At 72.3% G+C, this 23672-nt stretch carries 29 protein-coding genes; 15 read left to right on the forward strand and 14 right to left on the reverse strand.

The genetic code is table 11. From position 1 onward, the window contains the following. Positions 1–49: 49 nt before the first annotated feature. On the forward strand, positions 50–238 hold the full coding sequence (locus ACFQO7_RS15460) for a hypothetical protein (protein WP_360528485.1): 189 nt from the start codon (positions 50–52) through the stop codon (positions 236–238). 144 nt (positions 239–382) lie between these two features. Here the strand turns inward: ACFQO7_RS15460 and ACFQO7_RS15465 are convergent, their stop codons facing one another. Further along, positions 383–2422 carry a fibronectin type III domain-containing protein gene (locus ACFQO7_RS15465; protein WP_376806976.1) on the reverse strand — a complete coding sequence of 680 codons (2040 nt, stop codon included), beginning with the start codon at positions 2420–2422 and terminating at the stop codon, positions 383–385. 88 nt (positions 2423–2510) lie between these two features. After that, on the reverse strand, positions 2511–3092 hold the full coding sequence (locus tag ACFQO7_RS15470) for a hypothetical protein (RefSeq protein WP_376806977.1): 582 nt from the start codon (positions 3090–3092) through the stop codon (positions 2511–2513). A gap of 204 nt (positions 3093–3296) precedes the next feature. Between ACFQO7_RS15470 and ACFQO7_RS15475 the strand changes: the two genes are divergently transcribed. Both ACFQO7_RS15475 and arfA read left to right on the forward strand, forming a co-directional pair. Continuing rightward, positions 3297–3881, forward strand: coding sequence for a hypothetical protein (locus tag ACFQO7_RS15475; RefSeq protein WP_376806978.1), 585 nt, complete (start codon positions 3297–3299; stop codon positions 3879–3881). An 87-nt stretch (positions 3882–3968) separates the two neighbouring features. Next, positions 3969–5486, forward strand: a complete 1518-nt coding sequence (gene arfA / locus ACFQO7_RS15480) for an arabinosylfuranosidase ArfA (RefSeq protein WP_376806979.1) — start codon at positions 3969–3971, stop codon at positions 5484–5486. Positions 5487–5628: 142 nt separating this feature from the next. On the opposite strand, the gene ACFQO7_RS15485 is transcribed toward arfA, so the two are convergent. The 4 genes from ACFQO7_RS15485 to ACFQO7_RS15500 all read right to left on the reverse strand — a co-directional run bounded on the left by ACFQO7_RS15485 (position 5629) and on the right by ACFQO7_RS15500 (position 8257). Continuing rightward, the gene (locus tag ACFQO7_RS15485) at positions 5629–6630 is read right to left on the reverse strand and encodes an aldo/keto reductase (RefSeq protein WP_376806980.1); all 1002 of its coding nucleotides are present in this window, start codon (positions 6628–6630) and stop codon (positions 5629–5631) included. A gap of 122 nt (positions 6631–6752) precedes the next feature. Next, positions 6753–7286, reverse strand: a complete 534-nt coding sequence (locus ACFQO7_RS15490; RefSeq protein ID WP_360528468.1) for a GNAT family N-acetyltransferase — start codon at positions 7284–7286, stop codon at positions 6753–6755. A gap of 18 nt (positions 7287–7304) precedes the next feature. Further along, positions 7305–7490 (reverse strand): hypothetical protein, encoded by a 186-nt coding sequence (locus ACFQO7_RS15495; protein ID WP_360528465.1) that lies wholly within the window; start codon positions 7488–7490, stop codon positions 7305–7307. Between the two features lie 26 nt (positions 7491–7516). Continuing rightward, positions 7517–8257, reverse strand: coding sequence for a CBS domain-containing protein (locus ACFQO7_RS15500; protein WP_376806981.1), 741 nt, complete (start codon positions 8255–8257; stop codon positions 7517–7519). Positions 8258–8435: 178 nt separating this feature from the next. Here ACFQO7_RS15500 and ACFQO7_RS15505 point away from each other — a divergent pair, with 178 nt between their 5' ends. Further along, positions 8436–8669: a DUF6158 family protein gene (locus ACFQO7_RS15505; protein ID WP_239167130.1), complete on the forward strand. Its 234-nt coding sequence runs from the start codon at positions 8436–8438 to the stop codon at positions 8667–8669. 79 nt (positions 8670–8748) lie between these two features. On the opposite strand, the gene ACFQO7_RS15510 is transcribed toward ACFQO7_RS15505, so the two are convergent. After that, on the reverse strand, positions 8749–8988 hold the full coding sequence (locus ACFQO7_RS15510; protein WP_360528459.1) for a hypothetical protein: 240 nt from the start codon (positions 8986–8988) through the stop codon (positions 8749–8751). Positions 8989–9105: 117 nt separating this feature from the next. On the opposite strand from ACFQO7_RS15510, the gene ACFQO7_RS15515 reads away from it, so the two are divergent. Beyond that, positions 9106–9867 carry a hypothetical protein gene (locus ACFQO7_RS15515; protein WP_376806982.1) on the forward strand — a complete coding sequence of 254 codons (762 nt, stop codon included), beginning with the start codon at positions 9106–9108 and terminating at the stop codon, positions 9865–9867. 245 nt (positions 9868–10112) lie between these two features. On the opposite strand, the gene ACFQO7_RS15520 is transcribed toward ACFQO7_RS15515, so the two are convergent. Together ACFQO7_RS15520 and ACFQO7_RS15525 are read right to left on the reverse strand one after the other, a co-directional pair. After that, positions 10113–10592 carry a GNAT family N-acetyltransferase gene (locus tag ACFQO7_RS15520; RefSeq protein ID WP_376806983.1) on the reverse strand — a complete coding sequence of 160 codons (480 nt, stop codon included), beginning with the start codon at positions 10590–10592 and terminating at the stop codon, positions 10113–10115. 75 nt (positions 10593–10667) lie between these two features. After that, entirely contained in the window at positions 10668–10913 is a 246-nt protein-coding gene (locus ACFQO7_RS15525) for a DUF5522 domain-containing protein (RefSeq protein ID WP_376806984.1), read from the reverse strand. A 53-nt stretch (positions 10914–10966) separates the two neighbouring features. Here ACFQO7_RS15525 and ACFQO7_RS15530 point away from each other — a divergent pair, with 53 nt between their 5' ends. Continuing rightward, complete coding sequence (locus tag ACFQO7_RS15530; protein WP_361052398.1) at positions 10967–11470, forward strand: macro domain-containing protein; 504 nt, start codon at positions 10967–10969, stop codon at positions 11468–11470. A gap of 93 nt (positions 11471–11563) precedes the next feature. Here the strand turns inward: ACFQO7_RS15530 and ACFQO7_RS15535 are convergent, their stop codons facing one another. Then, positions 11564–12130: a GNAT family N-acetyltransferase gene (locus ACFQO7_RS15535; protein ID WP_376806985.1), complete on the reverse strand. Its 567-nt coding sequence runs from the start codon at positions 12128–12130 to the stop codon at positions 11564–11566. A 121-nt stretch (positions 12131–12251) separates the two neighbouring features. On the opposite strand from ACFQO7_RS15535, the gene ACFQO7_RS15540 reads away from it, so the two are divergent. Together ACFQO7_RS15540 and ACFQO7_RS15545 are read left to right on the forward strand one after the other, a co-directional pair. Then, complete coding sequence (locus ACFQO7_RS15540; protein ID WP_376806986.1) at positions 12252–12743, forward strand: helix-turn-helix transcriptional regulator; 492 nt, start codon at positions 12252–12254, stop codon at positions 12741–12743. 10 nt (positions 12744–12753) lie between these two features. After that, positions 12754–13194, forward strand: coding sequence for a VOC family protein (locus ACFQO7_RS15545; protein WP_376806987.1), 441 nt, complete (start codon positions 12754–12756; stop codon positions 13192–13194). Positions 13195–13322: 128 nt separating this feature from the next. Here the strand turns inward: ACFQO7_RS15545 and ACFQO7_RS15550 are convergent, their stop codons facing one another. Further along, a complete protein-coding gene (locus ACFQO7_RS15550) occupies positions 13323–13616 on the reverse strand; it encodes a histidine phosphatase family protein (RefSeq protein WP_376806988.1) in 294 nt (97 codons plus the stop codon). A gap of 104 nt (positions 13617–13720) precedes the next feature. Further along, positions 13721–14992, reverse strand: coding sequence for an NAD(P)/FAD-dependent oxidoreductase (locus ACFQO7_RS15555; protein WP_376806989.1), 1272 nt, complete (start codon positions 14990–14992; stop codon positions 13721–13723). 239 nt (positions 14993–15231) lie between these two features. Between ACFQO7_RS15555 and ACFQO7_RS15560 the strand changes: the two genes are divergently transcribed. The 3 genes from ACFQO7_RS15560 (at position 15232) to ACFQO7_RS15570 (ending at position 17875) form a co-directional block, all read left to right on the forward strand. Then, complete coding sequence (locus ACFQO7_RS15560) at positions 15232–15816, forward strand: RNA polymerase sigma factor (RefSeq protein ID WP_376806990.1); 585 nt, start codon at positions 15232–15234, stop codon at positions 15814–15816. Then, the gene (locus ACFQO7_RS15565) at positions 15813–16886 is read left to right on the forward strand and encodes a hypothetical protein (RefSeq protein WP_376806991.1); all 1074 of its coding nucleotides are present in this window, start codon (positions 15813–15815) and stop codon (positions 16884–16886) included. Before ACFQO7_RS15560 ends, ACFQO7_RS15565 begins: the two co-directional genes overlap by 4 nt. 89 nt (positions 16887–16975) lie before the next feature. Further along, a complete protein-coding gene (locus ACFQO7_RS15570; RefSeq protein ID WP_376806992.1) occupies positions 16976–17875 on the forward strand; it encodes a dienelactone hydrolase family protein in 900 nt (299 codons plus the stop codon). Between the two features lie 129 nt (positions 17876–18004). Here ACFQO7_RS15570 and polX read toward each other — a convergent pair whose 3' ends face one another. Then, entirely contained in the window at positions 18005–19732 is a 1728-nt protein-coding gene (polX, locus tag ACFQO7_RS15575; RefSeq protein WP_376806993.1) for a DNA polymerase/3'-5' exonuclease PolX, read from the reverse strand. A gap of 22 nt (positions 19733–19754) precedes the next feature. Here polX and ACFQO7_RS15580 point away from each other — a divergent pair, with 22 nt between their 5' ends. The 4 genes from ACFQO7_RS15580 to ACFQO7_RS15595 all read left to right on the forward strand — a co-directional run bounded on the left by ACFQO7_RS15580 (position 19755) and on the right by ACFQO7_RS15595 (position 22398). Beyond that, entirely contained in the window at positions 19755–20030 is a 276-nt protein-coding gene (locus ACFQO7_RS15580) for an acylphosphatase (protein ID WP_376806994.1), read from the forward strand. A 173-nt stretch (positions 20031–20203) separates the two neighbouring features. Next, the gene (locus tag ACFQO7_RS15585) at positions 20204–20875 is read left to right on the forward strand and encodes a DUF3105 domain-containing protein (RefSeq protein WP_376806995.1); all 672 of its coding nucleotides are present in this window, start codon (positions 20204–20206) and stop codon (positions 20873–20875) included. Next, positions 20872–21408, forward strand: coding sequence for a peptide deformylase (gene def / locus ACFQO7_RS15590; RefSeq protein WP_376806996.1), 537 nt, complete (start codon positions 20872–20874; stop codon positions 21406–21408). The genes ACFQO7_RS15585 and def overlap by 4 nt, the downstream gene beginning before the upstream one ends. 126 nt (positions 21409–21534) lie before the next feature. Then, on the forward strand, positions 21535–22398 hold the full coding sequence (locus ACFQO7_RS15595) for a sulfotransferase family protein (protein WP_376806997.1): 864 nt from the start codon (positions 21535–21537) through the stop codon (positions 22396–22398). A 9-nt stretch (positions 22399–22407) separates the two neighbouring features. Here ACFQO7_RS15595 and ACFQO7_RS15600 read toward each other — a convergent pair whose 3' ends face one another. Continuing rightward, positions 22408–23658 carry an ATP-grasp domain-containing protein gene (locus ACFQO7_RS15600; protein WP_376806998.1) on the reverse strand — a complete coding sequence of 417 codons (1251 nt, stop codon included), beginning with the start codon at positions 23656–23658 and terminating at the stop codon, positions 22408–22410. Positions 23659–23672 lie beyond the last annotated feature (14 nt).

Consider the following 23672-nt stretch of genomic DNA (forward strand, 5'->3'; position numbering starts at 1 on the left):
TTCCCCGATCGGGCGATCTCGAACCCTCGGGCGGGCGGACAATGGCCACATGCAGCCTGAACTGCGCGAATCGTTGAGCTTGGACGAGGTACTCGCCGAGGAGGCCGACTTCGCCAGCGAGCACGAGCGCACCAGTACCAGCGACGCCGTCAGCGCCGGCAAGGACCTCCACTCGGATCCCGACATACCACGCGGCCTAGGCGGCATGGACATGAAACGCCTCCACCTCCTCGACTGACCGCTGCGCCCACCCACCTCGTCGATCATGAAGTTGTGGCAGCGACACGCCGTCGAGCCGTGCCATAAGTTCATGATCAACGCAGCGAAAGCGGGAGCCCCGCCGGGCTGGAGGGCCGCGGCGGGGCTCGGGGTGGAGCGGGGGTTACGGGAGGGCGTTGAGGAAGGGTTCGTGGGAGTTGGAGAACTCCCAGTTGTAGTAGCGGTCCCAGTTGATGGACCAGGTCATCAGGCCGCGGAAGTCGGGGCTGGTGCCGCCGCGCAGGGTGTAGCCGCCGCAGTTCTGGTTCTTGACCAGGCAGTTGACGGCCTGCTGGACCTGGGCGGGGGTGGTGTATCCGCCACCGGCGCTGACCGCGGCCGGCACGCCGAACGCGATCTGGTCCTCGCGCAGCGCGGGGAACGTGACGCCCGTGTTGGCCACCGGGAAGCCCGCGGCCAGCATGTCGGTCATGGCGATGTGGAAGTCCGCCGCGCCCATGTTGTGGTACTGGTTGTCCAGCCCCATGATCGGACCCGAGTTGTAGTCCTGCACGTGCAGCACCGTGATGTCGTTGCGCAGCGCGTAGATCACCGGCAGGTACGACCCGGCCCGGTTGTCGCAGCCGCTGCACGTGCCGCCGTAGAACTGGTACCCGAGCTGCACGAAGAACGTCTCCGGGGCCATCGTCAGGATGAAGCCCGAGCCGTACCGCGCCTTCAGCGTGCGCAGCGCCGAGATCAGGTTCACGATGACCGGGGTCGTCGGGTTCCGGATGTCGCCGTCACCGGCGTTGAGGTACAGCGAGTGGCCCTCGAAGTCGATGTCGAGACCGTTCAGGCCGTACTTGTCGATGATGGCGCTGACCGAGCTGACGAACGTGTCCCGGGCCGCGGTCGAGGTGAGCTGGACCTGCCCGTTCGCGCCGCCGATGGAAATCAGCACCTTCTTGCCCTGGGCCTGCTTGGCCCGGATGGCGGCGATGAAGTCGGCCTCGCTCTCGACGTTCGGGCACTCGGCCACCGGGCACTGCCGGAACCGGATGTCACCCGAGGTCACCGAGGTCGGCTCGCCGAAGGCCAGGTTGATGATGTCCCACGAGGACGGCACGTCGGCCATCCGCAGGTATCCGGACCCGTTGGCGAAGCTGGCGTGCAGGTAGCCGATGAGCGCGTGCTTGGGCAGCCCGGTGTTGACGCAGCCGGTGGTGGTCGCGCTGACCGCCCCGCTCTTGGCGGACTCGCCGGAGGCGTTGTACGCCGCGACCGTGTAGGCGTGCGCCGAGCAGGTGGCCAGGCCGCTGACCGTGGCCGTGGTGCCGGTGCCGGTGGCGACCTGCGTGGTGCCCTCGTACACACGGTAGCCGGTCGCGCCGGAGGACGCGGACCAGGACAGCGACACCGACGTGTTCGTGGTGCCGGTGACCGCCAGGCCGGTCGGCGTCGGCGGGACCGTGGTGCAGCCCGTGGTGGTGGCGCTGACGCCGCCGCTCTTGGCCGACTCGCCGGAGGCGTTGTACGCGGCGACGGTGTAGGTGTGCGCCGAGCACGCGGCCAGGCCGGTGATGGTCGTCGAGGTGCCCGTCACGGTGGCCCGCACGGTCGTGCCCTCGTACACCCGGTAGCCGGTGACCGTGCCGCTGGACGCGCCCCAGGACAGGGCGATCGAGGTGTTCGTGATGGTGCCGACCGACGGGTTGCCGGGCACCCCGGGCACGCCGGTGCCGCCGGGGCCGTCGAGGCTGATGTCGTCGGCGAAGTAGGTGCCCTGGCCGTACCAGCCGTGCGTGTAGACGACCACGCTGGTCTGCGACGCGCCGGTGGTGAAGTTGACGGTGAGCTGCGTGAACGCGGCCGCGCCGGGGGTCCAGGTGGACGCGCCGCCGTCGATGCCGAGGTAGACGTAGTTGCCGCGGACCCAGCCGGTCAGCGCGTATGCCGTGTTCGGCTGCACCGCGACGGTCTGGCTGCACTTGGCGTTGTCCGAGGACGACGCCGCGCCCTGCAGCGCCTTGGTGCCGGAACGGACCGGGGTGCCGACCACGGAGCCGAGGCCGCCGGTGCAGCTCCACGGGGACAGCGTGCCGGTCTCGAAACCGGGGTTGGCCAGCAGGTTGGCCGCCGAGGCCGGGGTGGCGACGGCCAGGACGCCGACCGCGACCAGCAGAGACAGGGCGGCGGAGAGTGCGAGTGGTCTTCTGGTCACGGGCCCTCCTAAGGATGGATGGCCCTGATTATTAACTCTCTTAACTGTTAATGTCCATGCCAGATTGACGGGGTTCTACAAACGACGGTCAGGCGAACAGCGCCGTGGTCGCCACACCCACCCCGACCAGGATCACCGCGGACGAGGTGACCAGCGGCAGCAGCCGCCACCCCCGGTGCGCCATCCAGGCGCGGGGAGCCCGCTCCCACCGGTCGCGCAGCCGGGTCAGCAGCAGGCCGATGCCCAGCAGCGCCAGCACCACTCCCAGGACCAGGACTCCGGCGGTATGGGTGAGCGCGACCGTGCCCGCCACCGACACCGCCTGGCGCAGCGATCCCCGCTCGTTCACCAGGTATGTCGCCATCAGCAGCTTGCCGTGCCCCGGGGCGAGCGCGTGCCCCGCACCCAGCGCCAGGGCGACCAGCATGGCCAGCGCGGCGAAGCCCGGCGTCAGCTCCTGCCGCCCGACCAGCCCGGTGAACTCGGCCGTCAGCCGCCCCAGCAGCGGACCGTGGTCGTGGCCGTCGTCGGCGAACCCGGCCGCCGGGCCGGGCGCGCCGCCGGTCGCCCACCAGGCGGCCAGCCCCACCCCGGCCAGCCCGGCGACAACCGCCAGTACCGGCCCGGGACGAAGCCGCCGACGTGCCACCTGCGCTGGATCCGCCGCCATGAGTCCCCCTTGCTCCGCGGGCTCAACTCGGGACGTACCGGCCGGGAAACGGCCCCGAGGTCGGGACGGCAAGTGCCCGTTTCGTGCGGTTCCATCCCTGATCACACGTATCCGGGACAGGAGAAGCGCGTTGACCAGGTGGTGCCGCAGCCCGGCCAGCCCTCCTACCCGCCGCCCGCCCGGACGGCCAGAGAAGGACGACCCATGCGTATGTCCCGAGAGCAGTCCCGCCTGGCCTGGCTCGCCGCCGTCGCGACCGCGGTCACCGCGATGGTGGTCGCCTCGGTGATGTTCATGTTCGTCGCGCCGAGCACCGCCGGCCCTGACGACCGCGCCAAGCACCGCGGGTACGGCACCCACTCGGCGACACCGACCGGGCCCGGTGGGCACAGCCCGTCCACCGCGCCCACCGACCCGTCCACCGCACCGTCCGCCGCTCCGTCCGAGTGGCCGTCCGACGGCCCCACCGACTCGTCGACCCCGACGACCGGCGTCTCCGGGGCCCACCACGATGACGATGACGATGACGATGACGACAACGGCGGCGATGACGGCGGCGACCACAACGGCGGTGGCGGCGGCGATGACGAGCTGCCCCGCACCGGCACCTCCGGGCCGTCCACGTCGACGCTGGTGCTCACCGGCCTGACCGTGCTGCTGCTCGGCGCGGGCGCGCTGTGGCTGGCCGCCGCGCTGTCCCGCCGCCTGGAGGGCACCCGCCTGAAGGCACAGGCCGCCGGAGCCGTCGCCACGCTGCGCCGCCGCCCCAGCCCGCGCCCCCGCGACTGAACCCGGCCACCGGCGGGGTGGCGGCAGGACGAGCCGATAGTTTCGCGGCTGTGGACGGCGCACGCCGGGTACGCGAAGCTGGCCGTCATGCCGCCACCCCGTTCCGCCGTAGTCTTCCTCGACCCGCACTTCACCGTCGGTGAGGTCGACCCGCTGCTGTTCGGCTCGTTCGTCGAGCACCTGGGCCGGTGCGTGTACACCGGACTGTTCGAACCCGACCACCCGGCCGCCGACGCCGCCGGCCTGCGCACCGACGTGCTGGCCCTGGTCCGCGAGCTCGGCGTGACCATGGTCCGCTACCCGGGCGGCAACTTCGTGTCGGCATACCGCTGGGAGGACGGCGTCGGGCCCGCCGACCTGCGGCCCCGGCGGCTCGACCCCGCCTGGCGGACGATCGAGACCAACCGGTTCGGCCTCGGCGAGTTCACCGCGTTCACCCGGGCCGCCGGGCTGGAGGCGATGATGGCGGTCAACCTCGGCACCCGGGGGCCCGCCGAGGCCGCCGACCTGCTGGAGTACTGCAACCACCCGAGCGGCACCACGCTGTCGGACCTGCGCGGGGCGCACGGCGCGCCGGAGCCGTACGGCATCGCGCTGTGGTGCCTGGGCAACGAGCTGGACGGGCCGTGGCAGGTCGGGCACAAGACCGCCGACGAGTACGGCCGCCTGACCGCCGAGACCGCCCGGCTGATGCGGATGATCGACCCGTCGGTGCGGTTGATCGCCTGCGGCAGCTCCGGGTCGGGCATGCCGACGTTCGGCGACTGGGAGTCGACGGTGCTCGCGCACGCGTACGACCAGGTCGACTACATCTCCCTGCACGCCTACTACGACCCCGAGGCGAACGACCCGGCGTCCTACCTGGCCAGCGCCTGCGACATGGAGCGGTTCATCACCGACGTGATCGCGCTGTGCGACGCGGCCCGCGCCCGGCACCGCTCGGCGAAGCGGCTGTCCCTGTCGTTCGACGAGTGGAACATCTGGTACATGTCCCGGCAGCGGCCCGGCCAGGGCGAGTGGCCGCGGGCCCCGCGGCTGCTGGAGGACGTGTACACGGTCACCGACGCCGTCGTTTTCGGCACCCTGCTGATCACGCTGCTGCGCCACTGCGACCGGGTCACCGCGGCCTGCCTGGCGCAGCTCGTCAACGTCATCGCCCCGATCATGACCGAACCCGGCGGCCCGGCCTGGCGGCAGACCATCTTCCACCCGTTCGCCCAGGCCGCCCGGTACGGCCGCGGGCAGGTGCTGCAACTGCACGTCGAGTCGCCGACGTACGAGACCCCGAAGTTCGGCGACGTGCCGCTGCTGCACGCCACGGCCGTGCACGGCGAGGACGGCGTGCTCACCGTCTTCGCCGTCAACCGCGATCCGGCGGCGGACCTGCCGCTGACGGTGCACCTGGGCGGCTTCACCGCGGGCGGTCCCGCCGTCCACTCGGTGCTCGCCGACGATGATCCCGCTGCCGCGAACACGATGACCGCACCGGACCGGGTGACGCCCCGGACCCTGGCCGTTCCGGAAGTCGAGGACGGACGCCTCACGGCCGTCCTGCCGCCCCTGTCCTGGAACGTGCTCCGGCTGCCCCTCGCACCGGCGCACTGAGCCGGGGCGCTTTCGGCCGCCCTGCCGCAACAGCGCCACCGGCCGCCACACGGCCCATTCCCACAGATCGCGACCCCGCAAGGATGGGAAGGGCACCTTCTACAACGCGGAGCGTTAAGAAGGTGCCCTTCCTTCGCCGGGGTTACCAGCGGTGGTGGATCTGGGGGCGGATCAGGTCGTCGTAGACCTCGGTGACGACGCGGAGCTGGTCGGGCAGCAGGGCGGGCAGGTCGGCGGCGGCGGCGTTGGCGCGGGCCTGCTCGGGGTTGCGGGCACCGGGGATGACCACGGTGACGCCGGGCTGGTCGATGATCCAGCGTAGCGCGAACTGGGCCATGGTCGCGCCGGACGGCACCAGCGGGGCGAGGCGGCGCACCGCGGCCAGGCCGGTGGCGAAGTCGACGCCGGAGAACGTCTCGCCGACGTCGAACGCCTCACCGTGGCGGTTGTAGGTGCGGTGGTCGTCCGCCGCGAACGTGGTGTGCTCGTCGTAGCGCCCCGACAGCAGCCCGCTGGCCAGCGGCACCCGGGCGATGATGCCCACCCCGGCGGCCGCGGCGGCGGGCAGCACCCGCTCCAGCGGCTTGAGCCGCAAGGCGTTGAAGATGATCTGCACGGACGCCACGTGCGGCCGGGCGATCGCGGTCAGCGCCTGGTCGCAGGTCTCCACGCTCACGCCGTACGCGGCGATGCGCTTCTCCTCGACCAGGGTGTCCAGCGCGTCGTAGACGGCCTCGTCGGAGTAGACCTCGGTCGGCGGGCAGTGCAGCTGGACCAGGTCCAGCGTGTCCACCCCGAGGTTGGCCCGGGACCGGTCGTTCCAGGCCCGGAAGTTGTCCATGTTGTAGTTGGCGGCCTCCTGGGCGACCCGGCGGCCCATCTTCGTGGCCACGGTGATCCCGTGGTCGGCCCCCCGCTCCCGCAGGCCCCCCTGCCGCAAGAACTGTCCGATCAGGGTCTCGCTGCGGCCGTCGCCGTACACGTCGGCGGTGTCGATGAAGTTCACACCCGCGTCGACGGCGGTGGCGAGCACCGCGAGGGCGTCGTCCTCACTGACGCTGCCCCAGTCCGCGCCGAGCTGCCACGCGCCGAGCCCGACCACGCTCACATTCCGGCCCGTCCGGCCGAGGATTCGCTGCTGCACCTCGACAGCCTACGGCCACCCCACTGCCGCAACTCTTAAAGAGGTGCGGCTTCGACGGGCGATCGAGACCGCACCTCTTTAAGAGTTGCGGCGCGGCGGCGCGGGGCGGCGCGGCGCCGGGGTCACAGGTCGCGGTGCATCACGACGCAGTCGCGGCCAGCCTGGAGGTCCGGTCGGCGGTCGATCTCGGTGTAGTCCAGCCTGGTCCAGAACGCGAGCGCGGCCGGGTTGTTCACCAGCACCGCCAGCCGCACCCCGGGCCGGCCCGCGCGGCGCAGCCGTTCGTGGACCTCCTCCGCCACCTCCCGGCCCAGCCCGCGGCCCTGCCGCCGCGCGTCGACCATCAGCAGCCCGATCCACGGAAAGCCGTCTACCGGGTGCGTGTCCAGCAGCGCCACCACCCCGGCCAACGACTCGCCGCCCGCGTCAGGAGTGGTTTCGGGGCGCGACACGCGCACGAGGAGCACCTCGACGCCGGGCATCGCCAGTTCGCCGGAGAGCGCGCCGGCCACCTCGGCGGGGCTGACGGTCTCCGGGTCCGGCCCGAACTCGCCGCTGAGGCGGTGGAATGCGGCGTTGCCGGCGTACAGCTGCGCGAGCTCGGCCAGCACGGGTGAGCCCGGCGCGAGGTCGCCGGGAGCGAGCGGAATCAGCACCGGCTGGAGTCTCCCTGATCAGTCCTGGTCGCCGCGGTGGCGGCGCGCCGTGTTGTTGGCCTTCTCGATGGCCCGTACCAACTCGGCCTTGGTCATGTGCCAGCGTCCGGTGACGTTGAGCTTCTTGGCCATGCCGAGCAGCTGCTCCTTGGTCTGACTCGACTGGTAGCGCAGCTTGCTGCGCATCTCCCGTTGGATCGGCATCGGGCCTCCCGCTCCTTCGATCCTGCCTACTCGACGATCCCCAGCGTGCCGTCGCGGGGTCGTTCGGGCCCATCCACCTCGGCGTTGAACTCGTAGCGCTTGTCCAGCCGCGGGGTGTCGTCGTACTCGAAGGTCAGCGCGTTGACCACGTCGACCACGCCCGGCACGCCGCGCACCAGGCGCTCGGTGATCTGGGCCGAGCTGCGCCGGCCGGTGCCGCCGGTCAAGGTCACCACGCCTTCGTCCACGGTCGCGTCGATCTCGGGCGGCTGCACGAAGAGCATGCCCTGGATGATGTCGTGCACGACGTCGTGCCGGATCGCCTCGTCCGAGCGGCGGTACGTGCGCAGCAGGTCGCGCCGCGACACGATGCCCACCAGCATGCCCTCGGCGTCCACCACCGGCAGCCGCTTGAGCTGCTCGTCCTCCATGCGGCGGGCGGCCGCCACGACGGAGGCGTCCGGCGCGACCGTGATCACCGGGCTGGTCATCAGGTCCTCGGCCTGATCGCCCTCGGCCTTGGCGCGGGCGACCGCACGCCGCCGCCGCTCGAACAGGTGCCGCTGCGGCTCCTCGCCGCTCAGGGCCAGTTTGTGCAGCAGGTCGGCCTCGGAGACGATGCCGACCACCAGGCCGCCGGGGTCCAGCACCGGCACGGAGCTGATCCCGTGCTCGGCCAGCAGGTCGATGATCTCCTTGTACGGCGTCGCGGTGCCCACGCTGACCACCGGCGCGGACATCACCTCGCGTACGGTCCGCACCGCCATCAGCGCACCCCCTCATTCGGCCTCGTTCGGCCGGCGTGCCCCGGTTCGGCCGGTGCGGCCCACCCGAGCAGGCCAGACTGGAAAGGTGAGCCACCGCGACCGGTGGGTACATGCCCACTGTGATCGTACCGAGCCGGACGTGCCCGTTCGGCCCGGTTGACCCACCCGGAGGTGCATGATGAGGTCCGACGTGGCCGACCGCAGCGGCATACCCGCCGCTGCGCTGAGCAACCACGAGCTGTCCCGCGAGCTGGCGTCGCTGCACCGTACGCGGCACGACACGTTCGTGCACGGCTCCGACCACGCGCTGGCCAACCATGATCAGCGCAGCCGCGAGCTGGAGCTGGAGTACCTGCAGCGGTTCCCCGAACGCGATCCCGATCCGCGGCGGTTGCGCCCCGCCGACCAGTGACGGCGGCCCGGCCGGCCACCGTCACTACAAAACGGGTGAAAGGTCTTTTTCGGACAAACCGTCCGAGTGTCCGTTCAGGTCAGTGACCGGTGAAGAGGACCTTCACCCGGTGCTGGCCCCGCTGCACGCCGTCTGCGGCGGTCAGCCGACCCGCGAGGCTGTCCGCGGCGTCACGGGACTCGGTGGTGTGCTCGGCATCGCGCTGCTCCGGCCAGCGCAGCTCGTCCCGTCCGCCACCATTCGGGTCAAGCGGACGAACGCGGCTGACCACGACAATCCACTTGCCGGCGGCCGACTTTCGCCTCCTCCACCAGAACATCTCTGCCTCCGTCTCCCGCGTGCGCCGAGTGCCCACCGTACCGTGGCGCGTTCAACGGGACAGCCCTCGGTTGCGGGGTACGTTGGTAGGCCGACCGACCTTGATGGGGAGGGCAAGGTGACAGGCCTTTTCGCTTCGATAGGCGTCGACCTCGCCCGAGCGGACCTGCGACGGTTCACCATGGCGGTCGTCACCGACGGCGTGGCGGTGCCCCACTCCCGCCGTTTCTGCGACCACGTGTGGACCGACGCCTCCGGCGCCCGGGTGGTGGCCCGGGCCCGCTGGGGCCGCATCCACCACGTGCAGCCCTCACTGGCCGGCGGCGCGGCGGCAGTGGCCTGCGAGAACATCCGCCTGATCGACGACCGCACCGCGGTCATGGACCTGCTCGACGAGACCGACGGCGGCCTGCTCTGCCCCGTCGCGATCCATCTGGAGGACCACACCGCCCTGCACGTCGCCGGCGGCGCCCTCCCGCGCGGTCAGCTCACGCTGTCCGCCCTGGCCGAATCCCTCGAACCGCAGCCGCCGCCCACCCCGGACGACCCCACCCCGCCCGGCCTCGTCTGCGACGGCCTCACCCGCCCCCACCAGGCCGACCCGTCCTGGACACCGACCCCCCGAGCCCGCCTGCACGGCACCGTCCGCCTCGCCGAACTACGCACCAACACCCTGACCGGCGAACCTTTCCACTGGCTGCGTCTACGCGTCCACCCCGCCATCGCCCTCGACATCGCCGCCCCCGCCACCACCCTGCCGACCAGCCCGCCCTCCGGCACCACGCTCCGCCTTCGCGCCACCCTCACCGGCCGCCTCAACCTCCCCCCAAAGGAAGGGCACCTTCCCAAGCAAATGCGTAGAGGAAGGGCACCTTATTAACCCGGCATGCGGGCCGGGCTGCGGTGGGAGGAAGAACGACGGGCGTTACAGTCCGGGACCTGTCTCACCATGCAGAGACAGGTCCCGCCTGACGCCTCCAGGTCGTGCCCAGCGTGGGTGCGCCGCGTCCGGGGACCTCGTGGGACCCGACCGCCGGCGCGGCTGAGATCTGGCGCCATCATCACACCCGGCGGTTTCCGGCGCGTCCCCCGACCGACCATGCGAGGTGCAGGCTTCGGCCGAGGTCACCGCCGCCCGACGGCCAGCCGCAGCGCGGTGTGCGAGACCGGCGCGAACCCCAGCGCCCGGTAGAGCGGCTCGCCGTCGGCCGTGGCCCGCAGGTCGACCGTCGACACGCCGCGTTCGGCGAACCAGCCCAGCAACGCCTCCATGCACGCCCGCGAGAACCCCCGGCGGCGGTACGCCTCATCGGTCACCACGTTGTACACGTACCCGGTCCGCCCGGACGGGTTGCCCGGCCCGCCCAGCCGCAGCTCGATCGCGCCCACGGCGCACGCCGCCAGCCCCGCCCCGCCCGGCACGTCCACCACGTACGCCGCCATGACCGGCTCCGGCTCCTCCAGCCGCGAGCGCAGCAGCGCCACAGCCTCCTGCTGCCACGGCCCCGGCTCGACCGGCCGCCCCGCCATCGCGCCGAGCATCACCGCCCGCAGCCTGACCAGTTCCGCCGCATCCGCTGTCACCGCTCGCCGCGTCTCGATCACGAACCGCAGGCTAGCCGAACCGTGGCACGGCAGCCGCCCCGCCGACCGGCCCGCTTCAGGCCCTGCCTCTGCCGATCAGGTCACGTACGGGCAGTGCCGGCAGCCCCGGGTGCAGCAGAAACCGCGCTTGGCGAGGAAGCCGGCGCTGAGCACGAACAGCCCCGACGAGGGATCGAGGTAACCCGGCGAGCCCTCGCGCAGCGCCTCCGCGTGCCGGGCCAGGATCTCGGACCGCTCCGGGTGGTCCTCGCGGAGCCGGGACGGATGCGGTTCGTCCAGCTCACGGGGGGCCAGCGGCCATCGCTGCGGGGGTGCGGCCATCCGGCGACGATACCGCGCGGCATCCGTCGGCTTCCGGTGACATCATCGACGGCATGACCGTCATCGAGGTCGTGCTCGGCGACATCACCGCCGAGGACGTCGACGCCATCGTGACCGCGGCCAACGAGTCGCTGCTGGGCGGCGGCGGGGTGGACGGGGCGGTCCATCGCGCCGCCGGGCCCGGACTGGCCCGCGCGGGCGGGGCGATCGCGCCCTGCGACCCCGGCGACGCCAAGGCCACGCCCGCGTTCGACCTGGATCCGCCGGTCCGCCATGTGATCCACACGGTCGGCCCGGTCTGGGAGGGCGGCACGTACGGCGAGGACGACACCCTCGCCTCCTGCTACCGCCGCTGCCTCGAAGTGGCCGACGAGCTGGGCGCGGACAGCATCGCCTTCCCCGCGATCGCCACCGGCGTGTACGGCTTCCCCGCCGAGCGCGCGGCCCGCATCGCGGTCACGACCCTGCGGTCCACCCCGACTCGCGTGGCGCGCATCCGCCTCGTCGCCTTCGACGCCACCGCCCGCGACCTGCTGCTCGACGCCCTCAACGGCTGAACCCGAGCGCGGGCCGTCAGCAGCCGGGCGCGCCCCGCACGGCCGTCTGGAACGCAGGCACACGCGCGGCGCGCCACGGAACCGGCGCACCGGTCAGTCCGTGGGCGCGGCCTGACCGTCGGCGGCCACGCGGGCGTACAGCAGCATGTCTCGGCGCACCCCGCCCAGCTCCATCCAACTGCGCAGCAGGCCCTCGCGCTGGAACCCGGCGCGCTCGGCGGTGCGGATCGAGGCGGTGTTCCACGGCTCGACGTGCAAATGCACTCGCGGTATGGCGAGGTCGGTCAGCGCCCAGCGGGCCACCGCCGCCAGCGCGTGCCCGGCCGCTCCCCGCCCCCGCGCCGAGGGCGCGATCCAGTAGCCGGTCGCGGCCCGGCCCTCGGCCAGCTCGGTGACCCACAGACCGATCTGCCCGACCGCCCGGTCCCCGTCCCGATCGGCGATCGCCAGGGAGTAGCCGACGCACTCCCGTGCCCGATCGTGCTGCCGCTGGACGAACGCCAACCCGGCAGCCTCGGTGTACGGCACCGGCACCGAACTGATGACCGGGATGTACGGGTCCGCGGCGGCCTCCTCGATCAGCGGCAGGTCGCCGGGCCGGAACGGGCGCAGCAGGAACGGTCCCGCATCCAGTTCGGGGATCACCAGTCCATCGGTCATCGCGCGAGTCTGCCACCTCGCCCGGTTCCCGCCGCGTGCCGGAGTCCGCGGTCGCCCCACGAGTCCACCGATAGGCCCGCGATCGCCGATTTCGTCAGCGGCCCGCTCTAGGCTCGGACCCATGGCGAGGCTGAACCGGCCGGTGGCGGTGGAACTGCTGCCCCACCTGCGGCGGGCGCGCGACCACATCGACCGCCATTACGCCGAGGCGCTCGACCTCGACCGGCTCGCCCGGGTCGCCGGGGTGTCGAAGTTCTACTTCGTCCGCTGCTTCGAGGCGACGTACGGGGAGACCCCGATCCGCTACCTCACCCGCCGCCGCATCGAGCGCGCCCAGGACCTGCTGCGCCTGGCCAACCTGACGGTGACCGAGGTGTGCATGATCGTCGGGTTCGCCAGCCTCGGCTCGTTCTCGACCAGGTTCACGGCGCTGACCGGCCAGACCCCGACGGGCTACCGCGACCGCTGGGCCGCCCGGGGCCAGCCGCACGTGCCCGGCTGCTACCTGTTCATGCGGGGCGTCTTCGACCTCGGCGGCACCACCGGCCACCCGAACCGGAACCCACCAGACAGTGCAATCTCGGAGAAGCCCCAGCTCAGCGCCGAGTCCTAGGCTTTCCTACATGATCACAAACATCTCGCTGGTCACGGTGTACTGCCTCGACCAGGACAAGGCCCGCGACTTCTACGTCGACGTGCTCGGCTTCCAGCCCGGCACCGACATCACCATGGGCGAGGGCTTCCGCTGGGTGACCGTCCGCCACCCCAGCCAGCCCGAACTCCAGGTCACGCTGATGACGCCGGGGCCGCCGCTGGACGCCGACGCCGCCGACTTCGTACGCCGCCAGCTGGAGAAGGGCGGCATGGGCGGGCTCGGGCTGAGCGTCGACGACTGCCGCAAGACGTTCGAGGAGCTCAGCGCCAAGGGTGTGGTGTTCCTCCAGGAGCCGGCCGACCGCCCGTACGGCGTCGAGGCCGTGATGCGCGACAACTCCGGCAACTGGCTGGTCCTCGTCGAGGAGAAGCAGTGGACCCCGGAGAACTTCGAGTACCCGCGGGACTGACCCGCGGTCCGTACGCGATGGCGAGGGCGCCCCGACGTCGGGGCGCCCTCGGCTGCTCCGTCCTCATGAGACTGCGGTGCTAGCAGTACCGGGCCACCCCGGCCTCCCAGCCGTCGCCGAAGCCGGCCTCATACCCCTGGGCGAACTTCCAGTTGTCGAACTGGCGGCTGGCGTACGAGCGCTGGCAGTCTTCCTTCGCGTCCTTGAAGCCGTCGCAGTAGCCCTGCCGGTAGCGCCGTGTCGAAGGCGCGCAGCAGCGGCTGCATCCCCAGGACGTGGAACGAGCTGTTGACCGTCTCGCTGTGCCCGACCAGCACCACCGTCTCGCCCGCGTGCCGGTACGCGATGTCGATGATCGCCCGGCCGGTCCGCACCACCAGCTCCGCCCAGCTCTCGTTCTCCCGCTGGAACGGCCGGTGCACGCCGCCTCCCGGCAGCTCGGCGCCCTTGAGCACGGCCAGCGGCCGCCCGTCGGCGATGAAGTTATGTCAGCGACACACCGACGACCCGTGCCATAAGTTCATGATCAACGCAACAGGGTGGCGGGGAGGGGGGCGGACGGGTCGGTGAGGCGGGCGGGGTCGGCGGGGGTGCCGGCGAAGCCGGCTTTGACGAGGGCGGAGAGGTCGTCCTGGACGTCCCAGATGTTGATGTTCATGGCGGCGACGACGCGGTCGTCGTCGGTGAGCCAGAAGGCGATCACCTCGGGGGCCTTGCCGTCGCGTAGGGACGGGTCGCCGCGGAAGACGACCCGCGCGTAGTCGCCGGGGCCGGCCCAGCCGCAGTACTCCATGCCCAGGTCGTACTGGTCGGTGAAGAAGTACGGCACCTGCGCGTAGGACACCTCCTGGCCGGCCATCGCCTTGCCGGCCGCCTTGCCGCCGGCGCGGGCGTTGGCCCAGTGCTCCGTCCGCAGATGCCGGTCCAGCAGGGGGTTCAGGGATGAGGCCACGTCGCCGCAGGCGTAGATGTGCGGATCGGAGGTGAGCAGGCCGGCGTCGGTGACGACGCCGTTGTCCACGGCCAGTCCTGCCTGCTCGGCCAGCTCGGTGGCGGGCCGGATGCCGATGCCGACGGCGACGAGGTCGGCGGCCAGCTCGGTGCCGTCGTCGAGCACCGCGCTGCGCACCGCGCCGTCGAGGCTGCCGAACTCGCGCACCCCGGTGCCGAACCGGAACTCGACCCCGTTGGCCTCGTGCAGCGCCCGGAACAGCGCGGCCAGCTCGTCGCCGAGCACATGCCGCAGCGGAGCGCGGTCGGGCGTCACGACGGTGACCGGGCAGCCGTAACCCCGGGCCGCCGCCGCGATCTCCAGCCCGATCCATCCCGAGCCGACGACCAGGACCTGCGGCCGCGGATCGACCGTCAGGGCTTGACGCAGCGCCTCGGAGTCGGGGTACGCGCGCAGGTAGTGGATCCCGTCCGCGTCCGCGCCCGGCACGTCGAGGGTGCGTACCTTCGAGCCGGTGGCCAGCAGCAGCTTGTCGTACGAGACCTGCTCGTCGGAGTCGAGCGTCACCGTGCGGGCGGCCGGGTTCACCGCCAGCGCGCGGCGGCCGAGCATCAGCTCGATACCCTGCTCGGCATACCACTCGCGCGGATGCACATACGCCTTCTCCCGCGGGTCCTTGCCCTGCAGGAAGCCCTTGGACAGCGGGGGCCGCTCGTAGGGCACCTCCTCCTCCTGCCCGATCAGCAGCACCCGGCCGGTGAACCCCTCGGCCCGCAGCGCCTCGGCGGCCCTGGCCCCGGCCAGCGACGCACCGACGATGACGAATACCCGCTCGTCCGCACTCATGCCGTCCAGCCTCCCGCATCGCCCGTCCAGCGGTCCATGGAAACGCGACAGTCGTCCGGAAAACGCTCCGGGAAGCGGGCGAGCGCGCCACCGCGCCGACCCGTAGCCTCGGCGTCCCGGCCGACGCGAGAACCGGACGCCGCGAGGACCGGGCGAGGCGAGAACCGGGCAGCGCGGGCCGGTCGGGGCACGGCGGAAGGAGCCGGGAACATGGCCGGCACGTGCGGGCAAGTACTGGCATGACCGTGACGACAAAGCACGACCCGCTGCCGGGCGCGGGCCCGCCGGCCGGGACCGCCGAGCCGCCCGACCCGGCGGACCTCGGCGCGATGTTCGACGCGTACGCGCGTGACCTGCTCCGCTACGCCGGCCGGCGGGTCGGCGAGCAGGTCGCCGAGGACGTCGTGGCGCAGACCTTCCTCGTGGCGTACGAGCAGCGCCACCAGTACGACAGCACCCGCGGCGCGATGCTGCCCTGGCTGTACGGCATCTGCGGCAACCTGCTGCGCCGCCACCGCCGCACCGAGGTCCGGGCGCTGCGCGCCGTGGCCGCCGCCCAGTTCCACGCCGCTGACGAGGTCGCGCCGGACGCCCGCTCCGCGGAGCGCGTCGACGCGCAGCGCGCCGTGGCCCGCGTCGCGACCGCCCTGGCCAAGCTGCCCCGCCGCCAGCGCGAGGTGCTGCTGCTGTTCGCCGTCGCCGAGCTGGAGTACGCCGAGATCGCCCAGGCGCTCGGCATCCCGCTGGGCTCGGTGCAGTCGGCGCTGCACCGCGCCCGCACGAAGATCAAGTCCGCGCTCGCCGCCCCCGGAGGTTCCCGATGACCCGCACCGACGCCGACCTCACCGCGGTCCGCGACCTGCCCCCCGGCTCGCCCGACCCGTCCGACGAGTCCGTCTCCCGCACCTGGTACCTGCTCAGCGCCCGGCAGGCCGCCGCACGCGGCCGGGCTCCGCGGCGGCCGGCCCGGTGGCTGGTCCCGGTCGCCGCGGGCCTGACCGTGACGGCGGTCGCGCTCGGCGCGGTGACCGTCGGCGGTGTCGGCGGCCACCGGTTCGCCACCCCGAACATCGCCCTGGTCGAGGCCTCCCACCAGCCACTGCCCACCGTGCGGGGCACGAACCCCGCGCTGACGAAGACCACCCCGGAGGCGATCGCGGTGCTGGAAGAGCTCGCCCGCACCGCCGAGCGCGCCCAGACCGCCGACCTGCGAGCAGGGCAGTTCGTCCACGTGCTCATCGAGGGCTGGGCCGTCCACCTCACCGACGGCTGGACCGGGACGGTGGAGTTCCAGCCGCGCGAGTTGTGGCTGGACCCGCAGGGCATGATCCCGCTGAAGGTGCTGAACGGCGACGAGAACATGTTCGACAGCGGGCGCGCCGACCGCGAGGGCGACCTGGAGCACGCCCGCAACTTCCTGCGCGACAACGGCCCGAGCATCGTGTCGCCGACCCCGCAGTGGCTTGCCGGACTGACAACGCAACCGCAGGCGCTGCTGGCCCTGCTGCGGGCCGACGTCCCCGACAACGAGACGTTCACCAAGGACCATCAGCTCTGGGACGCCATGACCTACCTCTACCAGAGCTGCGACATCCTGCTCAGCCCGCGACTGCGGGCCGCGCTGCTGCGCGCGTTCCAGGGCATGGACGGGCTCACCGCCGGCAAGGTCATGATCGATGACATCGAGCTGCTGGCGATCCGCCAGACCGACGGGAACTCGGCGATCGAGATCCTGTTCGACCCGGTCACCGCGTGGGCCGTCGGCCGGCGCAGCATCAGCCTCGACGACCGGCTGCGCCTGACCCCGCCCAGGACCGGCCCGAAGTTCGACCCGCTCGTCGACTACCACGCCACCTGGCGGCAGAACATCGTCGACAGCCTCGACGAGCGCTGATCCGCTCGCCGGCGGCCTCGGCCGGGCCCGCGCCGCGTGCGCGGGCCCGGCTCCCGCACCCCGCCCGGTCGGGGGAGTATGAATGAGACATGTCTGAGTTGGGCGAATATCTGTCGAGCGAGGTCGTCGTCGACTACGCCGACGGTCTGATCTCCCGCCGCGAGGCGCTGCGCCGCCTGGGCCTGCTCGGCGTCGGCGCGGCGGTCGCGACCCCGCTGCTGGCCGCGTGCGACGCCCAGCGCGGCACCACCACACCTCCGCAGGCGGCGCCGACGCCGACGATCACCGGCCCGGCCGGTCCCAGCCCGGCCCCCACCGAGCCGATCACCTTCCCCGGCCCGAACGGGCAGCTGCAGGGGCGCTGGGCCGCCGCCGTCACCCCCAAGGGGTCGATGCTGGTGGTCCACGAGAACAAGGGCCTCACCGAGCACATCGCCTCGATCGCGGGCCGGCTGGCCGCGGCGGGCTGGTCCGCGCTCGCCATCGACCTGCTCTCCGAGGAGGGCGGCACCGCGACGTTCACCGACCCCGCCCAGGCCACCGCCGCGCTCAACGCCGCCCCGCCGGCCAGGTTCATCGCCGACCTGAGAGCCGGCATCGACGAGCTGCTCCGGCGCAACCCCGGGCACACCGTCGGCGCGACGGGCTTCTGCTTCGGCGGCGGCATGGTCTGGTCCCTGCTGGCCGCGGGCGAACCCCGCCTGTCAGCCGCCATCCCCTTCTACGGCCCGTTCCCCGCGGACGCCTCCCTGTCCGGCTCCCCCCAGGCCGCCGTGCTCGGCGTGTACGCCCAGCTCGACGACCGGGTCAACGCCAGCCGCGACACCGCCCGCGACGCGCTGCGCAAAGCCGGCCTGACGTACGAGATCGTCACCTACCCCGACGTCAACCACGCCTTCTTCAACGACACCGGTGCCCGCTACAACGCCCCCACCGCCACCCAAGCCTGGACCAAACTCACCACCTGGCTAACCGACCACCTCACCTGACCACGTCCCCACCCCCACCCCCCACCTGCCGCAACTCTTAAAGAGTCGCGGCTTCGGCGGGTGCACGTGACCGCAACTTTTTAAGAGTTGCGCCCGGGCCGGGCGGGGCGCCCGAGGCGGGGCGGGCTGTCAGGCCGTGCGGCGTTTGGCGGCGATGAAAGCCTTCAGCCTGGTCAGCGTCCAGGTGTTGATGACGTCGGCGGGGGTCAGCCAGCCGCGCTGGGCGATCGCGATGCCGAAGCGCAGCATGTCCAGGTGCACCGTGGAGTGCGCGTCCGTGTTGATCGCGAACTTCACCCCGCGCTCGCGCGCCCGCATGATCAGCTCGTCGGGCAGGTCGAGCCGGTCCGGGAACGCGTTCACCTCCATCGCGGTGCCGGTCGCGGCGGCCGCGTCGAAGACGGCGTCCCAGTCGGGCTCGACCGGCTTGCGCCGCCCGATCAACCGCGTGGTCGGATGCCCGATGATGTTGACGTACGGGTTCTCGCACGCCTTCACGAACCGCTCGGTCAGCTCCGCCGGAGTCTGCGTGAAATGCGAGTGCACCGAGGCGACGCAGATGTCGAACCCGGCCAGGAAGTCCGCGTCCCAGTCCACCGCGCCGTCCGGGTCGATGTTCAGCTCGCTGCCGTGCAGCAGCGCCATCTTGCCGCCCTCGGCCAGCGCCTGAAGCTTCTTGCGCTGGGCGAGCATCTTCGCGTCCGTCATCCGCTGCATCGGCATGTTCTTGGCATGGTCGGTGACCGCGTAGTAGCGATAACCGCGGGCCCGCGCGGCTGCCAGCATCTCCTCCAGCGTGGACACCCCGTCGGTGAGGTTCGTGTGCGTGTGCAGGTCGCCCCGGATGTCGGCCTCGGTGACCAGGTCCGGCAGCGTGCCGTTGCGGGCGGCGGCCACCTCGCCGCGGTCCTCGCGCAGGGTGGGCGCGATCCAGGGCAGGCCGAGCCGCTCGTACACCTCCTCCTCGGTCTCCGAGACGAGCAGCGTGTCGTCCTCGGCGCGGAACAGCCCGTACTCGGACAGCTTCAGGCCCTTGCGCACGGCGATCTCGCGTACCCGGATGTTGTGCTCCTTGGAGCCGGTGAAGTACTGCAGCGCCGCGCCCCACGACTCCGGCGGCACGACCCGCAGGTCCACCTGCAGCCCGGTCGTGGTGCGGATCGACGTCTTCGCCGGGCCGCCCGCGATGACCTCGCCGACGAGCGGCAGCTCCGTGAACGCCGCCATGATCGGCTTCGAGTCGCGGGAGGCGACCAGGACGTCCACGTCGCCGATGCTGTCCCGCCCGCGCCGCAGCGACCCGGCGTACGTGCACTTCTCGCACCCCGGCAACGCCGACAGCGCCGCGATGACCTCCTCGGCGACCTCCAGCGCCGCGGAGACCAGCACCCGGCCGCCGCTGTGCCGTAGCACCTCGATGCCGTGCAGGATGTTCGCCGCGGTCTTCGCCCCGAACCCGCGCAGGCCGCTCAGCCGTCCCGCCTCGATCGCGTGCACCAGCTCGTCGACCGAGGAGACGCCCAGCTCGCGGTGCAGCGCCATGGCCTTCGCCGGGCCCAGGCCCGGGATCGCGATCAGCTCCAGCACTCCCGCGGGCACCTTGGCCCGCAGCTGCTCCAGGGCCGCCATCCGGCCGGTGGTGAGGAACTCGACGATCTTCTCGGCGGTCGACTTGCCGACGCCGGGGATCTGCTCCAGACCCTTCAGGTCGAGCGTCGCCACGTCGGTGGCGTGACCGGCCACACCCCGCGCGGCCTTCTCGTAGGTGCGGGCCCGGAAGGCGTCACCGCCGGTGATCGCGATCAGATCGGCGTACTCCTGCAGCGCCGCCGCGACGACCTCGTTGGGCCGGGCCATGCCGCCAGTCTACGGTTGATGGATGATCCGCAGGCGGGTTGTGGTCTCGGGTGAGGTGCAGGGCGTCTACTACCGCGACACCTGCCGCCGGCAGGCGCGGGCGGCGGGCGTCGCCGGGTGGGTGCGCAACCGGCCCGACCGCACGGTGGAGGCGGTCTTCGAGGGTACGCCCGACGGCGTGGACCGCCTCGTCGCCTGGACCCGGCACGGCCCCGAGCTGGCCATCGTCGACGACGTCGCGGTCTTCGAGGAGAGCCCCGAGGGCCTGTCCGGCTTCGACATCCTCCCCACCGCCTGACCTGCCCCTCCCGCCCCGCGTGGTTGGGAAGAGCTGCCGCTCGTCTCGCTGACGCGAGCCGACGATGCCCTTCCACTACCTATGGCGATGTGCAGGTGCCCTTCCTTTCCGCACAGCTAGGTGGGGGTCGATAGGATCGGCGCGGCGAATCGAGTTCCTGGGGAGGCCGCGCCATGGTGGATTACACGAATACGCCGCGCAAGCCGGCGGTGCCCGTGTGGGCGTGGGTCGCGGGCGGGGTGGCCGTGCTGCTCTGCTGCTGCCTCGGGGTGGCCGGGGCGCTGTTCTACTACCTGCGGCCCGGCAGCGAGGAGCCGGGCGGCCCGGCGGCGAAGCCGCCGACGGGGACGTGGCAGCAGCAGCTCGCCGGGATCGACGGGGTGCGCAACTACCTGGCCGAGGGTGAGCTGAGCCAGGACCACGCCCCGGGCGCGGTGGTCTACCCGCAGCAGCCGCCGGTCGGCGGGCAGCACAACGGCACCTGGCAGAACTGCTCGGGAGCCGTCTACGACGCGCCGATCGCCAGCGAGCGGGCCGTGCACAGCCTGGAGCACGGCGCGGTGTGGATCACCTACCGGCCCGGCCTCGGCGACGGCGACGTCCGGGCGCTGGCGGCGAAGGTGTCCGGGCGCGACTACCTGATGCTGAGCCCGTTCCCGGGCCAGGACAAGGCGGTCTCGCTGCAGGCCTGGGGCTACCAGCTCAAGGTGGACAGCGCGGACGACCCGCGCATCGACTTCTTCATCAACGCCGCCCGCCGCAACGCCGCGCCCGAGGTCGGCGCGCCGTGCTCGGGCGGCACCCGGGAGACCGGGGAGCTGCCGCCCGCCGGGACCGCGGCATGAGCGGGCAGGCCGTCGGGGCCGGGGTCGCCCGGGACATCACCATGTACGGCACGCCCGTGCTGCACCGGCCGACGGCGCAGGTCACCGACTTCGGGCCGGACCTGCACCGGCTGGTCGCCGACATGTTCGCCAGCATGTACGCGGCGAACGGGGTCGGCCTGGCCGCGAACCAGATCGGCGTCGGCCTGCGCGTCTTCGTGATGGACTGCCCCGACACGACCGGCGGCCCGAACGTGGTGGCCCACGTGGTCAACCCGGTCCTGGAGCTGCCCCCGCCGCCGCGCGAGCTGGCGGTGTCCGGGGAGGGCTGCCTGTCGGTGCCGGGCCAGCGCGGGGAGGTGGCGCGTACGGCGGTCGCGGTGGTGACCGGGGTGGACATGCACGGCGAGCCGGTGCGCATCGAGGGCACGGAGCTGGTCGCGCGCTGCCTGCAGCACGAGTGCGATCACCTGGACGGCACGGTCTACGTGGACCGGCTGACCGCCAAGGAGCGCAAGAAGATCCTCAAGGCCGCCGGGCTGGCGCCGGACTGACGGCCGCGCCATATTCACGTTCTTGACACTGTTAACACTTCCTGCATAGATGTATTTATTGTCAACGCAGCTATCGCGCCGCGTCGACAATGCGTCCCATCAGGACTTTCGTCAGGGAGTGAACCGGTGCTTCGTGCGTATTTCGCGCGCCACAAATCTGCGTCGACCTGGGCCAGATCCATCCTGCACGAGGCGGCCTTCGCGCTGAACCTCAAGGTCGACACGATCCACGTGCCGGACCAGTGGGCGCCCTACGACAGCCTCGGCGACTACGTGCGGGCCACCCGCCCCGATCTCCTGATCATGACGAACGCGAAGCCGGAATGGGTCGACACGCTGCCCGAGACGCGGGCGTTCCACCTCATCCGCGACCCGCGCGACATCGTGGTTTCCGGCTACTTCAGCCACCTCAACAGCCACCCCGAGGTGGTCGGCGGGGTGCCCTGGCCCGAGCTGGTGACGCACCGGCGCAACCTGCGCACCCTCGACGAGTCCGGAGGGCTGCTGGCCGAGGTGGAGTTCAGCGGCATGTTCCTGGACCCGATGGCGCAGTGGGACTACGCCCGCCCGGGGGTGCTGGAGGTGCGCATGGAGGACGCCATCACCGACCCGGTGAAGTCCTGGACCCAGATCCTGCACCACCTGGACCTGCTCACCCCGGAGGGCTCCGGCCCGGAGCAGGCCCGGATGGCCGCGGTCCGCTGGAACGTCGCCGCCCGCCGGGGCATCCCGAAGGCGCTGGCGTACCCGCGCCACGTGCTGCCCCGGCTGCCCCTGCGCCGCCTGCCCGGCGCGTACGTGGCCGACGCCTGCGCCCGGTTCTCGTTCAGCCGCCTGGCCAAGGGACGCGAGCCAGGGCAGGAGGACGTGCACAGCCACTACCGGCGCGGGGTCGCGGGCGACTGGCGCAACCATCTCGCCGCCGAGCACCTCGCCGCGTTCCGGGCCCGCTACGGCGACCTCGTGGAGCGCCTCGGCTACGAGTGGTGACCCGGCGCGTCAGCCGTGCTCGGCCGGCGGCTCGCCGTTGACCCGCAGCGCCGCGCCCGCGGCGTCGAGCGCCTGCTCGCACTCGGCCGCGGTGGCGGCGACGGCGGTGCCGTACGCGACCCGGCCGTTGACCGTGCCCTGCGGCGGCGGTGAGCGCCGGTCGCCGGGTTCGGCCAGCAGCGCCAGCTCGTCCACGGCGCTCGGCAGCCCGGCCCGGTCGAAGGCCAGCGTCTCGATGACGGTGCCGGGCTGTGCCGGGTAGAAGAAGCGCACCGCCGCCACCAGCTTGCGGTCGGGCGCGGCGGCCGGGGGCAGCCCGCAGGCGACCGCGGCCGCGGCCAGCGCCACGTCGACGCCGGTGGCGCGCAGGCCCAGGTACGGGATCATGTCGCCGCCGAGCCGCCCGTTCACCTCGATGATGCGCGGTCCGCGCGAGGACAGCTTGATCTCGGTGTGGGTGACCCCGTCGCGGAACCCGAGCGCCGTGTGCGCGTCCTGCAGCAGCCGCAGCAGCTGCGGATCGTGCAGCAGCGGGTCGTCGCCGTGCACGTAGTGTCCGATCTCGATGCAGTACGGCGGGTGCCCGATCTCCTTGCGGGCCAGGCACAGCGGCGTCACCGCACCGTCGTGCACCGCCGCGTCGACGCTGATCTCCTCGCCGTCGACGTACTCCTCCAGCAGGACCTGGGGTCGCCAGTCCGGTAGCGCGCCGTGCCGCACGGCACTGGTGAACTCGTACGCCGCGGCCAGCTCCTCGGGCCCCGTCACCTTGATCACGCCGACGCTGAGCGCGAGGTCGCTGGGCTTGAGGATGACCGGGTAGCCGATCCGGGCGGCCTCGGCGAAGGCCTGCGACAGCGAACCCACCGGCACCGACGCGGGCTGGGCGACCCCGGCGGCGGCCAGGGCGCGGCGGGTCAGCAGCTTGTCACGGCAGCGGGCCGTCACGGCCGGGTCGCCGGGCAGTCCCAGCGCCACCGCCAGCTCGGCGGTCTGCAGCGTGCGGGCCTCGTCCCAGGTGAACACTCCCGCGACCGGGCCGTCGGGCAGCCGCTGGGCGGCCTCGGCCATCGCCGTCACGTCCAGCAGGCTGCCCAGCTCGGTGGCGCCGTCGACGTAGTCCAGCTCCCAGGTCGGCGCGACCCCGGTGAACACGTGCACCCGGTAGGCCGGGGCCAGCGAGCGGAGCAGGTACTCGCGGAACTCGCGCTTGCCGGTGCGGACCATCAGCAGCAGCGGACGATCGTCGTGGACGGCCATGCCTCTTCCTCTCG

Origin of the sequence: Catellatospora aurea, from assembly GCF_042663325.1 — a bacterium.
In the GTDB taxonomy this organism is placed as follows: domain Bacteria; phylum Actinomycetota; class Actinomycetes; order Mycobacteriales; family Micromonosporaceae; genus Catellatospora; species Catellatospora aurea.